General features: G+C 37.4%; 10 protein-coding genes. 2 read left to right on the plus strand and 8 right to left on the minus strand.

Features of this window, described 5'->3' with window-relative positions:
• Positions 1–204 precede the first annotated feature (204 nt).
• From FCV43_RS06015 to FCV43_RS06040, 6 genes are all read right to left on the minus strand, one after another.
• Positions 205–1,413, minus strand: coding sequence for a VpsF family polysaccharide biosynthesis protein (locus FCV43_RS06015; protein WP_136994308.1), 1,209 nt, complete (start codon positions 1,411–1,413; stop codon positions 205–207).
• On the minus strand, positions 1,410–2,819 hold the full coding sequence (locus FCV43_RS06020) for an oligosaccharide flippase family protein (protein WP_240697131.1): 1,410 nt from the start codon (positions 2,817–2,819) through the stop codon (positions 1,410–1,412). Before FCV43_RS06020 ends, FCV43_RS06015 begins: the two co-directional genes overlap by 4 nt.
• The gene (locus tag FCV43_RS06025) at positions 2,806–3,954 is read right to left on the minus strand and encodes a VpsD family glycosyltransferase (protein WP_136994310.1); all 1,149 of its coding nucleotides are present in this window, start codon (positions 3,952–3,954) and stop codon (positions 2,806–2,808) included. The genes FCV43_RS06020 and FCV43_RS06025 overlap by 14 nt, the downstream gene beginning before the upstream one ends.
• 100 nt (positions 3,955–4,054) lie before the next feature.
• The gene (gene vpsB / locus FCV43_RS06030; protein WP_136994312.1) at positions 4,055–5,296 is read right to left on the minus strand and encodes a UDP-N-acetyl-D-mannosamine dehydrogenase VpsB; all 1,242 of its coding nucleotides are present in this window, start codon (positions 5,294–5,296) and stop codon (positions 4,055–4,057) included.
• A 15-nt stretch (positions 5,297–5,311) separates the two neighbouring features.
• A complete protein-coding gene (gene wecB / locus FCV43_RS06035; protein WP_136994313.1) occupies positions 5,312–6,430 on the minus strand; it encodes a non-hydrolyzing UDP-N-acetylglucosamine 2-epimerase in 1,119 nt (372 codons plus the stop codon).
• 205 nt (positions 6,431–6,635) lie between these two features.
• On the minus strand, positions 6,636–7,103 hold the full coding sequence (locus tag FCV43_RS06040; protein ID WP_136994315.1) for a low molecular weight protein-tyrosine-phosphatase: 468 nt from the start codon (positions 7,101–7,103) through the stop codon (positions 6,636–6,638).
• Positions 7,104–7,598: 495 nt separating this feature from the next.
• On the opposite strand from FCV43_RS06040, the gene FCV43_RS06045 reads away from it, so the two are divergent.
• Positions 7,599–8,378 (plus strand): RbmA family biofilm matrix protein, encoded by a 780-nt coding sequence (locus tag FCV43_RS06045; protein WP_136994317.1) that lies wholly within the window; start codon positions 7,599–7,601, stop codon positions 8,376–8,378.
• On the opposite strand, the gene FCV43_RS06050 is transcribed toward FCV43_RS06045, so the two are convergent.
• Positions 8,375–9,538 (minus strand): glycosyl hydrolase family 28-related protein, encoded by a 1,164-nt coding sequence (locus FCV43_RS06050; RefSeq protein WP_136994319.1) that lies wholly within the window; start codon positions 9,536–9,538, stop codon positions 8,375–8,377. The two genes, FCV43_RS06045 and FCV43_RS06050, sit on opposite strands and share 4 nt — an antisense overlap.
• A 299-nt stretch (positions 9,539–9,837) precedes the next feature.
• Here FCV43_RS06050 and FCV43_RS06055 point away from each other — a divergent pair, with 299 nt between their 5' ends.
• Positions 9,838–12,120: a beta-prism lectin domain-containing protein gene (locus FCV43_RS06055; RefSeq protein ID WP_136994321.1), complete on the plus strand. Its 2,283-nt coding sequence runs from the start codon at positions 9,838–9,840 to the stop codon at positions 12,118–12,120.
• A 107-nt stretch (positions 12,121–12,227) separates the two neighbouring features.
• Here the strand turns inward: FCV43_RS06055 and FCV43_RS06060 are convergent, their stop codons facing one another.
• The gene (locus FCV43_RS06060; RefSeq protein WP_136994323.1) at positions 12,228–14,162 is read right to left on the minus strand and encodes a DNA topoisomerase III; all 1,935 of its coding nucleotides are present in this window, start codon (positions 14,160–14,162) and stop codon (positions 12,228–12,230) included.
• Positions 14,163–14,229: the final 67 nt, after the last annotated feature.

A 14,229-nucleotide genomic window follows, 5' to 3' on the forward strand; every position in this document is an offset into this window, starting at 1 on the left:
ATAACCAAATGAATAATTTTTTCAATCTGCGGTATTTTATACATTTCACATCCAAAATCACCATAGTAAGCTTGATTATTTTTCAATAAAGTAGTTCTAAAGGTGACAGTTGTTAAATAGCGATATTAAATCCACCAGTTACTTTAGATTATACTGTTTATAAGCATAATATATGCCTTTGAATTAATAATAACGCCATCAACATTAATTATTTTTTTCCTTTAGTTCTTTATATCTCAAATATAAAACACATAGAAGCAGTAGTAATACTGGAGTTTTTGTTGTTAAAGAATTATTTGTTAATCCTATAATGAAGAATGTCATCAGAGCTAACTTATCTGGATATCTTCCATTTATAGCGAAGAAAATTATTGGGAGAAAAACACATATTGTTAAAGGTATCATCCCTAACAGTCCAAATGTAAAAATCCAACCAATGATATAATTCTCTATGACTTTTATCTCAATATACAATTCTATCGATTCAAGAAGTCTATCACTAGCGCCAAAAACCCACTCCGACATACTAAGTTGTTCAAGTAAAAAAAACACATCAATTCGGGCTGAAGCACTATTATCCATATATAGCTTTGACATAATTCGTTCTGAAATATTTGAATCAATCAAAACAAATATAAATATAAGCAGTGAAAAATACCCTAAAAGCAACAGCATTGAGATTTTAAACTTGTCCCCATTGATACCAGTTGTACAAAATCGCCACAACACAGGAAGACAATAAAGAAAAACTGTGACAGAAAATATGACTAAAGCAGCTCTTCCTCCAAAAGAAAAAAGAGATAAAAGAATAATCAACACATACAGAAAACTTGGCACTACACTTCTGTTGAAAATAAGAATTGCAAGGCTTGCAGTAATAAGTGCATTGTTTAGCGGATGTGTGAGCAGAGCTGTTGAACGAAAAAACGAAAAAGAATTAAACTCAACATTGACCACACGGAAATGCAGTAAGTATTCAATAATTGCTATAATCGAGTTTATGAGTATCAAATAAGCAATTAATTTTTGTACTTTACTTGCTTGCTCTTTGCTTATTATTGAAAGCAATGGTATTAACAACAGTGGTGAGAGGAATGTATTAATCAAATATGCCATCCCTGATGTTCCATGTCGAACAAACCCATAGACCACAACAAATAGTAAAGATAAAATACTTACGTACCAAACACTATTCAATTTCCCTAATGATAATTCAAACCATCGAGGCCCCAAATTTAATGTAACAATTGCAAAGGAAAACATAATAATATATGCATAAATATGTATTTTTACAAATGCGGGACCACCATTTGATACATAAGGAATCCCTATATTTTCAAGAAAATACCCACCAAGAGTTACCGACAAGATAATAGAAATTACAACATAGAGATAGATACTAGTGCTTTTCATTGAAAAATGAAGCCCTTTATGTAGTCTTTGATAGAAAAACTATTTAACATAAAATGCACAGACCCATATGATAAAAATCCAACGGTGACAAAGATGATAATAACAAGCCAACTCGGTAGTATATTTGTATACATGCCAGTAATACTTACAGATATAGCCATCATAATGGTTGCCAATAAAGTTTCAGGTAGATGTTGAGGACACGGATACCGATACCCAAGTCGCATCCCCACGATTAAAGTAAAGATTGAAACTACAAAAAACGCTAACATAAAACTGATTGCAGCACCTATCGCTCCATACTCTGGAATTAGTGCCAACGAAATTCCGACCTGAATGACAAATGCACTTAAGGTTAAAATTGGCATCCACTTTGTTTTCATTACGAATTGAAATCCATGGTCCAAAAAATGACACTTAATATTAAAAAACCAAGTAGCAATAGATAAAGCGTAAAATACCTTTAGATCCATAACTTGGTAGGCTTCACCTAAGAATAATTTAATTAAATGTGGTGCTAGCAAACATATACCAACTGTCGACGGTATACTGAGTGCGCATATAACACCACCATAGTATTGATGCTTCTTATACAGTTCTGATTTGTCATTAGCGACTTTCGTCAACTCAGGGAAAAGTGGTAATGCTACGACCATAAACACTAGTGACATAATTCCCATTAACAAATTAGAAACCGCAGAATATAAACCAGCCTGTTCCAGATCAGTTAATGATGCAATGAGCAACCGATCGCTACGTGATGCTAGTATACCTAGTAATCCAGATATCATTAATGGAAGGCCAAAACTAAGAAGTGTAGTTTTCATCGATTTATTATATTTATTAGATATTGCTCCATGATATCCAACAATTACTAATGAAATTGTATAGCTTACAATCAATGCAAATATAGCTGATATAATATTCTCATAATACAAAAGGGTAATATAACTTATTGTTATGGATAATATTGATTGAACAAAAACAGCTTTTCGATAATGGGTTACTCGCTCTTCAACCCTTGCACATTCCGTTAAATATAAATATAAACTTTTTGATATTAACAACAGATAAATGGCTGCAAAATTTGTCACGGAGAAAACATTAAACATCATCATGCATATAAAAATAACAAATGATGATAAAAACAAGCAAATCAACAACCAAAATGACAACTGTGATACAAATTTCAACTTTGATGATAATGTTGAATAGAATCGCACTAAGCAATTATTAATCCATTGAACCAGTACAGAGCGAACTCCTTCTGTAAATACCATGAAAATTGCTAACAAACCGTATTCATTTGGAGATAAATATCTCGTCTGAATTGAGATGAGTAAAAACAGGCCAAATGCAGAGCATATTTGAACAGGTGCATATTTAAATAACTTACCTATCAACATTCAATTTTCCATATACAGTTTGATATTCTTTGATAACATTATCTATAGAAAATTTGTCTTTAATTTTTCCTCTATCCATTCTCTTTGGACTATTTACATAGTCTATTATATTTATCATTTCAGATGAAACATCTCCAGCATTTATAAAACAAACACCAAAATCACGAAAATATTCTTCTTGCTCTTCAAGAATCCCTACTCTACTTGCGATTAGAGGTAAACCAGCAGCCAACATTTCTAGAGGGGCTAGGCCAAATGTTTCTTCTTTTGATAGGAAAACACCGACATCAGACTGCTTATATTTATTAATTACTTGTTTTTTTGACATCGGCCCTAACCAATTTATCTTATGATCAATTTTCATATTTATAGCTTTTTGGTTGAGCTCTTTCAAATACTTACTATCCCCGGGACCAATAACGCTTAACTCAGCATCTATTTTCTTGTTAAGAATGCTCACTAACTCTATAATCTTATCAATCTGCTTGTTCTTCGTTATTAGTGAGCAAGTTATCAATCGAATAGTTTTTGATGGTTTTAATTTCTTTTCCATTTCTGAAAAAAAACAAACATCAACTGGATTTCCAATCCCAATAGTTTTATTTCCATATTTTTTTTCTATTTCATCACTAATAACTTTCCCAACACATGTAATAACGTCAACTAATGACAATGTTATTTTAGGCAACACATGTTCAAAAATAATGTTATTCATAAATCCTCTAGAGATTCTACCTATTTTCCCTATAGAGTGAAGGGTTATCAATGATTTTGTATTTTTTAATCTGAACATCGGCATGCTAAATATATGACTATGTATTACATCTGGCTTAAATCTTTTACAGACATTATATAAAACAAAATTGTGATATAAAAATCCAGGTACTCTTATTCCACATAGTGAAGTACTTTTTGGTATAAAACTAATAGATACTCGGTCATGTAATTTATAACGATGATTATAATTAATCTCAGTTATACCTATTTTTATCGCAAGAACTTCATATACAAAACCTGAAGGTGGATCATTCGATAATTTTTCTACAATTTGCTGACAAACACTATCTACTCCTCCTGCATTTTCGCTTCCCCACTTGACTGTGCTGAGAGGAACAATAAGCAATATCTTTTTCATTACGTTTCCTTTAAGGCAACATTAAGAAATAACGCTGCCTTAATTAAGTTTGCATCACACTGCAATAAGACAGTGCAGATCAGTGAAAGCCATCTGTTTGTTAAGCGACTACGCCTCGAGTATCAATCACCACTTTCTTTGCAAAAGAGGTTTTATCTGCTGCTTTGAACTCTTTATGATCAACAAGAACAACAACAACATTGGCAATTTCCATCGCTCGCTCAAGTGTCACTAATTCAACACCCGCTTCTGCTAATTGGTTCGGTAAATCAGAGATATTCGGTTCAACAACGAGAATCTGCCCAATATCATCCTGAGCTAAGTTCGCTGTAATATCTAATGCCGGGCTTTCACGTAGATCATCAATGTCCGCTTTAAATGCAACACCAAGGCATGCAATTACTGGTTTTTTAAATTGGTCCGCGGCTTGTTTAACTTGCTCAACAACCCATTGTGGTTTGCCATCATTAACATTACGTGCCGCGGCAATCAGTTTTGACTCTTCTGGGCAACTATTGACTATGAACCACGGGTCTACCGCAATACAGTGTCCACCTACACCTGGACCAGGGTTCAAGATGTTAACGCGTGGGTGACGGTTGGATAACTTAATCAATTCCCACACATTAATTTTAAGTTTTTCGCTAATAAGAGATAGCTCATTTGCAAAAGCAATATTCACATCTCGGAATGAGTTCTCTGTCAGTTTCGCCATTTCAGCTGTACGAGAGTTGGTTACAATGCACTCCCCTTTAACAAACGTTTTGTACAGCTCCACCGATTTTTCACTGCAAGACTTGCTCATGCCACCAATCACTCGATCGTTACTCACGAGTTCTTGCAATACATAGCCAGGTAATACGCGCTCCGGACAGTGAGCCACTTTAATATCGGCCCCATCGCCTTTCTGCTGCGGGAAAGTTAAATCCGGCCTTGCCTTTGCCAACCAACCTGACAGTTTTTCTGTTGCCCCTACAGGTGACGTGCTTTCTAGAACCACCAAGTTTCCTTTCTCAAGTACTGGTGCAATCGCTTTTGCCGCGGCTTCAATATAACTAAGATCAGGCTCGTGATTATCCCCTTTAAATGGAGTAGGTACGGCAACCAAAAATGCATCCGCAGATTCTGGTGTAACCGTAGCTTTCAGCTTTCCTGTCATCACCGCACTTCTGACGACAATATCCAAATCCGGCTCAACAATATGAATCTCACCTTTATTAATGGTGTCGACAGCGTGTTGATTGACATCAACTCCGATTACATCAATTCCTCGTGATGCAATCACTGCCGCAGTCGGTAACCCGATATACCCCAAACCAATAACTGAAACTTTACTAAACATTTTTTTCCTCAAATTTTATCTTGCTAAAATATCTGCGATACGCTGACTTGCTTGACCATCACCGTATGGATTGTGCGCTTGGCTCATCGATTCATAAGCCTTTCCATCTAAAAGCAATTGAGTTAGCTCTTCATAAATAATTTGTGTATTTGTACCGACTAGCTTAACGGTACCGGCTTGTACCGCTTCTGGTCTTTCCGTTATATCTCGCATAACCAAAACAGGTTTACCCAACGATGGCGCTTCTTCTTGAATACCACCAGAATCCGTTAAAATGATGTGTGCTCTATCCATCAAATAGATAAAAGAGAGATACTCTTGCGGATCAATGAGGAAGATATTGTTAACGTCGCGCAATAACCGATTGATTGGCTCTTGCACATTTGGGTTCAGATGGACAGGATAAAGAACTTGGCATTCAGGGTGCTGTTTAGCGGTCTTCAACAATGCTTCACAAATACGTTCGAAACCTCCGCCAAAACTTTCGCGTCGATGACCTGTGACTAAAATGAGGTTTTTTTCTTTATCGAGCATTGAAAATTGTTGGTCCAACGTCTCTTTCAAGTATGAATCGCTGTTGATTTTATTGCGGATCATAAATAGAGCGTCAATAACAGTGTTACCTGTTGTGTGAATGGTGTCAGCGCTATAATTTTCACTTAATAAATTTTGCTTTGACGTCTCTGTTGGTGCGAAGTGATATTGAGTCAGTGCTCCGGTTAGTTTCCTATTTGCTTCTTCAGGCCAAGGCGAATAAATATTTCCAGTTCGCAAACCCGCTTCTACATGGCCAACCGCTATTTGTTGGTAATAACAGGCTAGTGATGTAGCAAAAGTCGTCGCTGTATCCCCATGAACGAGAACTACATCAGGCTTGAACGTCTTTAAGACGCCCTCCATTCCATTTAAAATCTTAGTTGTCACGGTACTTAACGTTTGACCAGGCTCCATAATATTCAGATCAAAATCAGGCATAATTTCAAACAATGCCAAGACCTGATCAAGCATTTCTCTATGTTGTCCTGTCACACATACTTTCGTTTCAAAACGACTGTCTTGCTTCATTTTATGAACCAATGGTGCCATTTTTATCGCTTCAGGCCGTGTACCAAATGCTATTAGAACCTTTTTCACAATATCGACTTCCTGTTATTCCAATTAAAATACCTACTCAAGGTCGAGATTCACTTCACAACATTGAAATCAGTAGATATCACAAATTTTGAGCACGCTACCGCCACTAGATATCGCCTCTAGAGTGCTATTTACAGCAGTAACAACATAATCATTGTTTATAAACACTTATATTTTCGCGCTCTGCGTGATATTAGGGCTCACGCTAAGCAGTAAATTTATTAAAGATCCCTTCAGAACCAACATCAATTAAGTCAAATGCTTGTTCAAAAAGTGATATCCCACCTTGGTATGGATCGGGAATTTCTGTTTCATTAATGAGACTATGGGATAAAAATAGAGATAATTTATATCTATATTCAAATGGACAAATATCAAAAAGGCCTGCAAGCGTTGATTTATCAACAGCTAAAATTAGATCAAACGTTTCAAAATCATCATTTATTATTCTCCTAGACTTTGAAACTAGAGGATTGTAACCACGATTGTTAGCAACCCATATAGCTTTAGGATCGGGGTCCTTCCCTTGAATAAATTTTAAGACACCAGCACTATCAACTTTCCAGCATAAATCTCTCTGCTGCGCCTTTTGCCTCAAAACGGCTTCCGCCATTGGAGAACGACATATATTCCCAGCACATACGACAAGAATTGATAGATTTTTTCTTTCCATGACAAATAGCAAGTTCCTAAATTAGGATAATCGCTTCTTGAATATCCTGTGTCTTTTGATGGCAAGGATAATATCTTAAGACGCGACCTGAGTTTGTCTCATAATTGCAACTAACATTAAATATAAAGTTATTTTATGCTGACAATTTCATGCTCTAAGACATAGAAGCAGCTTGTGTTCAAAATTCAACCATCAGCTTTGCAATCTGACTCAGTCATCTGCCCTCACCCGCCTGATCCATTCTTAAATAACATTAAAAGGCTTTATTTACAGTAAGTTATAACAAGTTCATTTTTTCAAAAACGCCTACTATTAAAGTAAAAAGTGAGCCTTGGTTATCATCTCCTTGATAAATTTCTCATCGAAATAAAATTTTTTAATTTATTATTCTGACTCTATTATTGATAAATCAACGCCTATTGTGCGTTGAATATTTGCTTGCTAGACTCATTTCGAAATAAATTCACCCCTTATTAAATAACTTATGGTGTTAAGATGAACAAATTATACTCTTCGCTCTTGATTAGCTTTACCTCTTTATTTACGACAATGTCAGTTAGTGCCGATGAAAGCACTCAACAAACATCTGCAAACATTGAACTATCAACCCAAAATATCCAAGAAACTGGTGGCTACTTATCTGCGGATATATTCATAAATAATAAAAGCAATGACTTCGAAAACATTAAATATTGGCTATCAGTAAAAGGCCCAAAAGGTTTATCTTTCCCTGCTAAATCAGTAGTGCAAGGCGATAACTCTAATATTGAGACGGTAGAAACTGGAAGTATTCTCAGTTTCAGTCGAGGAATTTGGATTCGTGATTATATGGAAGATGGCTTATATACTGTATCTATTGAAGGTGTAAATACTGACACCGGGGTAATATTTAAAGAGTCAAGCCAGTTTGTTAAGGGCGTTGATTTATTAAATCCAGCAGTTATTGACGGTCTAAGTTTACAAGTTTCTTTATCTATTGCGTCGAGTATTCCAAGTGAGGGCGGTTACCTACCTCTTTATATTGATGTTCAAAATGCCAGAGAAATCCCTGCTAGTGTTGAGTTTTGGATAACCGCAGAAGGCCCTGACGGACTCAACATCCCAATTAACTCTAGACAAGCTCTAACTATTGGCGGAGAAGACTCGTATACTAAAGCTCGTGGATTCAGATTCGATGCAAGTTATCCTAAAGGTGAGTATGTGCTCACTACGCAGATGTATGATGTAGCATCTGGTCAGCACATAGAGTATTCTCTAAGCGTATTCAAAGACTAATCGATACTAGCCTCAACTGGAATACTATTATTTCCCTCAATATCGATATCAATTACGTTTTTATCGATGAATAAAAACGTATATTCATCTCTATATGAATTATTCTTTATAGCGACGTTAGAAAATGACCAGCGCTCATCCTTTGTTATTGTACGGATCGCTGTTTGATATTGAGGGTTACTCACACCATCAAATGTGATGACTTGAAATTCATTGTTTGTTATAGATATATTTTCAATAGGGCTAGTTGCTTGTTCCCAATCAGAATAACTCTGCAATCTAATTCCTTGCTGAGAATAGCTAAACTGATTATTATTAATTCTCAATCCACCCCAACTAACCTTTCTGTCTGATCTAGAGTTTGGGTAGATATTCAACAAGAATCCATCAATGTTTGATAAATTGTTATTTTCAAAAAGAACGTCTGAGTAATAACTTAACTCCACGGCGCTTCCGTTAATATTATTGAAGTCATTATTTATAACTTTTGCATTCGACACTTCTGTTCTTGATGATAATTTAAGTGAACATTCAACAAATTGGTTTTCGATAATAGAAATATCATTACTCCCTCCGACAAATGTATTTTTTGTTGCTTGAGTCGTTGTTACTTGAGCACATCCCTGAAACTTATTCTTCATTACTATTATGTCTTCAGAACCAACGGCATATTTTCCTTCGTCAGGACTTGTCGTTATCCTTAATGCCGCATCACCAAAATGATAGAACTCGTTATTTACTATCATACTGTTTTTGGTACTGGCTAAGTACAGCCCCTGTTCTCCCCAAACTTGGTTACTGTTTCCATTATTCAATCCAGTAAATACGACATCAGAGATCATCAGATCTGTCGTGTGCTTAATATACAACAGATACTCACCAACAAAGTCATCACACTTTGCTAGTTCAGCTTTTCCTGCCCCTATAATCGATATATTTCTTTTACTGAACAACGAAATAGTTCGACAAATATCATAAAGCCCATTTGGGATCATTAGCGTATCGTCATCATTTAATTCTGCTAACGCTGACTGAAAAGCTAAACTGTCATCTTTACCATCATCTGCTATGGCACCAAAATAGGTCACATCGTATATATTACCCTGTGCATTCATGATCGGTAGACTAAGAGATGCAAATAGTAAAATTAATCCTTTCATAATTTATAGCCTCAAAAAAAACATACCAACCAACAGAGAATAGTAGCATATCAATCCGTATTTAATTTTTATTATTAATGGTGAGAGCCTCTTAATTTAATTCTTATTTATGAAACATCTCATTAATGAGTCAATGTTATCCTCCTTTTCAGTTGAACTTTATCTACCTGATATAGACAATTCCCCCTAGAGCATCCCCTAACCTGATTTGCTCATAACTACCAGTACTAATTTAATATTTCAGACACACCTATATTATTTTAATAATTATCAAACATGCGAATTAGAAGGAAGCTTTCATGTCGCTCAAGTATTTTGTTCTTACCATAGGCGCTATATCGTCAGCCCTATCCACAGCACACGCAGATACGATTCACTCGAATGAAATATATACAAATTTAAAATGGTCGTGGAATCAGAGTCAATTTGAGCCAAGTTCGGTTCAGGTAATGGCAACCCCTGTTGTCGCTCAACTCAATGACGATAATAGCGACAATATAATTGATAATAATGATGTCGCTGATGTCATCATCATCACCTTTAAGAACAAAGATTACGCGAAAGGCGGTATAATTCGAGCTCTAAGTGGCACGGACGGTGCTGAACTGTGGGCTTACAATAACGGTGCTATTATCGCTGATGCTCGTTATTCTCCTGCAGTTGCTGACCTTGATGGTGATGGCGTTGTGGAAATTGTCACAACCAGTAGCTCTAGCAACTTTATCAATATTCTTGATGTCGACGGCAATATAAAAAAACAAATTCCAAAGGTGGAAAGTGGGTGGAGATCTGTCGGTGATATCTCTTTAGCCGATCTAGATGGTGATGCCTCGATTGAGATTCTCTCAGCCAATGCTGTATACAATTACGATACTGGTTTAGTGTTCAGTCACCCTTGGGCTCCGTCATCGATTAGTGGTGATTTTAATGGCGACTCAAGAGCAGAAGTCTTTACTGGTGGTGCTTTATATCAAGGTAACGGTTCTTTCGATTGGCAATACCAGGCCAATGATACAGTCTGGTTCTCATCTTTAGTCAACCTCGATGACGATAAGCAACCAGAAGTTATCGTGTCTGTACCAGCAACGTATAATTCAGCTGAAAATAGTGTGTTTACTGTCTTGGAACATGATGGAACCACAAAGTGGGAAGTGACCAACCTCGAAAATTCAGGGGGAGGTGTTCAAGCTGTATCAAATTTTTTAGGTCGTGAAACTCAAATAACAACAAGCTTGTCAAAAATTTTCGGTTACGCCAATTACCACAGCTCACCTTCAGCAACCATTACCATTGAAGAGAGTGATAAGCTTTGGATTCGTTCTGGAGCAGCTATCGATGCGATTGGGACTGCGCCTAGTTCAGTAGTAGGAGGTAACGGCGGGTATTTAAATAGCCCAATAGATCTCTCTCAAGTTGAAGCAATAGATATTACTTCAGGTCGATATTGGTGGGGGGGATATCATGTCCTTGCCTTAGATTTCTATTTAAAAGATGGCTCCCAAGTATCGATGGGCTCAAAACGTTACTACTCTCATCATATCAAAACTGAGCGAGTGACCGTGCCACACAACTCCTTTATCAAAAGTATCAATGTCTGGACATCATATTGGTTGGTCGATGGCTTGCAGTTTCAAATCGCATCAGTACCTGACAACCACGATGTCAAAGGCATCGTTTATGCGGGCTATTCAGCCGTGGATATGTATAATTTCAAAGGGGAAAAAGTGTGGTCAGTACCAAATGATGACATAAATAGTGGCAAAATTGGGGTATCCGCTTTCGATTTCGATAATGACGACATTGATGAGGTGTTAGTTCAAGATCGTCAAACCGTTCGTATTCTTGATGGTCAAACAGGTCGTGTATTAAGCTCTATTGATAACTCTTCAGGTACATTGTGGGAATATCCAATTGTTGTCGATCTTGCAGGTGACGATAATGCAGAGTTAATTGTCGTTGCTAATGATTATGACCGTCCTTATGCAATAAATCATGGTGTCTATGTGTATGAATCTGCGGACGATGATAAGCCATGGAAAAATGCCACACGTATTTGGAACCAACACTCTTACCATTTCTCGAATATCAGTCAAGATGGGTCGATCCCAAGCAGGGCAACATCTAGCTGGTTAACACACAATACTTATCGTTCAAGCACCTTACGTGGCGTTGTAAACAATACGAAGTCTCCCATTTTTGGTCGCCAAACAGGAGAGATCTCTAGCCATCATGTATTAAACGATCAAACGTTATTTGTACGTTCTGGTTTCGCGATTGACGCTTTAGGTACAAGCCTTGATCATTTAGCCGGTGGGGATGGTGGAGCATTGCGTTCGCCTGTCAATTTAGCTCAAGTTGAATCTATCCAAGTAACCTCTGGTGATTATTACTGGGGTGGCAATCATATTATTGCTTTAAAGTTCACCTTCAAAAATGGCTCATCAATTCTCATGGGCTCTAAACATTACGCTTCAAACAAAGTCGTGGAAACATTCACTATTCCTCAAGGAAAGCAAATACAACAGATGAATGTATGGACCAGTGGTTGGTTAGTTGACGGATTACAATTTGAACTAAACTAATATCTAACCGTTAGAGACTAAAAAACCCGACATTAGTCGGGTTTTTTATTAATGAAGTGAATACGGAGATCAAAGAAACTGTTCTCTTTCCTCTCTACCCATGAACCTTACTGCTTTTTCTTTTTGCTGTAAGCTCGCTTCTTTCTTTTAAAAGCAGGGCGTTCAACCTTAGGGAGCTGCCTCAATGATTCTGGAATATCACCTGTTTTTACGGTGTGCATTAAATGGTCGATTCGAGTTTCTAACGCTTGCATAAATGGCTGATAGGCTTGATTTCTTTCTGCCATTCCTTGAAGTTGATGTTCCCAATGCGCTGTCATATCGGGATAGGTAGACTCAGAAGGTAAAGCATGAATTAACCCACGACCCGCTTCGCTACTTAAAATGGTTTTTCCTTGGCGCTTGAGTAACTGTCTTTTAAACAAGGTATCAAGAATACCTGCTCGTGTCGCTTCAGTGCCCAATCCATCCGTCTCTTTAAGAATTTTCTTCAACTCTTTATCTTCGACAAATCGAGCTATACCTGTCATTGCTTGTAATAGAGTGGCTTCAGTAAAATGCTTTGGCGGTTCAGTTTTTCGGTCTTTAATCTCACCTTCTCGACATGTTAATACGCTACCTTTTGTTAAAGGTGGAACACTATCCATTCCTGCATTATCATCTTCAATTTTTCCCATCAAGGCTTTCCAGCCAGGCGACACCAATTGACGGCCTTTCGCAATAAACACACCACCAGCAATATCAAACACCAATTTAGCCTCTGCATAAACGGCTGCTGGATAAAATTGCATCAGATATTGCCTTGCCACTTGCTGATAAATTTTCATTTCATCGGCAGACAAACTATTCATCGACATTTTCTTAGGCGTTGGAATAATGGCATGGTGCGCATCGACTTTTTTATCATTCCATGCTTTTGATTTAAGGGATAAATTAGCGTTTTGAACCGCTTCTGTTAACTCTTTACTGTTACTGCCTATCGCCTCAGTCACCGACCTAGCTTGCGAGTAATGTTCCGTTGGCAAATAACGACTATCAGAACGTGGATAAGTGATCAGTTTGTGCTTTTCGTATAGTGACTGACAGACATCCAGCACTTGTTGAGCACTCATACCAAATCGCTTAGAAGCATCAATTTGCAGTGCAGATAACGAATAAGGTAATGGTGCAGATTGCTTGGTTTGCTTCTGTTCAGACTCAGTTACCGTTGCTGGTTGGTTCATTATTCGCTGAGCCACATTTTCCACAAGTTTACGATTCAGCACACGCCCTTCTTCATCTTGCCACGGTAAACAGGCTTCGCTCGGCTTCCAACGGGCCCGAATATCAAATTGCTGATTGCCATCTTGATAAGGGATCAAAGCATGTAAGGTGAAGTAATCTCTAGGAATAAAATTTTCTATCTCTTCATCTCGACGAACGACTAGCCCTAATATTGGTGTCTGAACTCGCCCAACAGAGAGCACGCCTTGATAACCAGCTTTCTGCCCTAATAGCGTATATGCGCGGGTCATATTCATGCCATACAACCAATCGGCTCGAGAGCGTGCTAATGCAGACACTGACAATGGAATAAAGTCATTATTACTTCGAAGTTGTGTAAGTGCTCTTTTCACAGCAGGTAAATTTAAGTCGCTGATCAACAACCGTTCCATCGCCGATTTTTTTGTCTTACTCACTTTGCAGTAGTCAATCACCTCATCAACTAATAGCTGTCCTTCTCTGTCTGGGTCACCCGCATGAATGATATGTGTCGCCTCCTTGAGTAACTTACGAATAACCGTAAGCTGTTTACTCGATGTTTTACGCGCTCTTAATTGCCATTGCTGCGGCACAATAGGCAAATCATTTAAGTTCCACTTTTTATATCTCTCTTCATAGCAGTCTGGTTCTACTTGCTCTAACAGGTGTCCAATACACCAAGTCACGATATCCCCATTACCACAACGAATGAAACCTTGATCTTTTTTTTGAGGATTAGGAAGTGCCGCTGCAATAGCACGGCCAAGACTGGGTTTTTCGGCGATAATAAGACGAGGCATAGTAATGAAATTCTATTTTTGAGACAGATTAGAAACAATTAAGGCCACATTATCTAATGTGGCCTCA

This window comes from Vibrio genomosp. F6 (assembly GCF_005146325.1).
GTDB classification, from domain to species: Bacteria; Pseudomonadota; Gammaproteobacteria; order Enterobacterales; family Vibrionaceae; genus Vibrio; species Vibrio cortegadensis.

Bases quoted from the DNA above. Each gene is read 5' to 3' on its own strand.
- FCV43_RS06015 (WP_136994308.1), bottom strand. From the start codon at position 1,413: ATGAAAAGCACTAGTATCTATCTCTATGTTGTAATTTCTATTATCTTG.
- FCV43_RS06020 (WP_240697131.1), bottom strand. From the start codon at position 2,819: ATGTTGATAGGTAAGTTATTTAAATATGCACCTGTTCAAATATGCTCT.
- FCV43_RS06025 (WP_136994310.1), bottom strand. From the start codon at position 3,954: ATGAAAAAGATATTGCTTATTGTTCCTCTCAGCACAGTCAAGTGGGGA.
- vpsB (WP_136994312.1), bottom strand. From the start codon at position 5,296: ATGTTTAGTAAAGTTTCAGTTATTGGTTTGGGGTATATCGGGTTACCG.
- FCV43_RS06040 (WP_136994315.1), bottom strand. From the start codon at position 7,103: ATGGAAAGAAAAAATCTATCAATTCTTGTCGTATGTGCTGGGAATATA.
- FCV43_RS06045 (WP_136994317.1), top strand. From the start codon at position 7,599: ATGAACAAATTATACTCTTCGCTCTTGATTAGCTTTACCTCTTTATTT.
- FCV43_RS06050 (WP_136994319.1), bottom strand. From the start codon at position 9,538: ATGAAAGGATTAATTTTACTATTTGCATCTCTTAGTCTACCGATCATG.
- FCV43_RS06055 (WP_136994321.1), top strand. From the start codon at position 9,838: ATGTCGCTCAAGTATTTTGTTCTTACCATAGGCGCTATATCGTCAGCC.
- FCV43_RS06060 (WP_136994323.1), bottom strand. From the start codon at position 14,162: ATGCCTCGTCTTATTATCGCCGAAAAACCCAGTCTTGGCCGTGCTATT.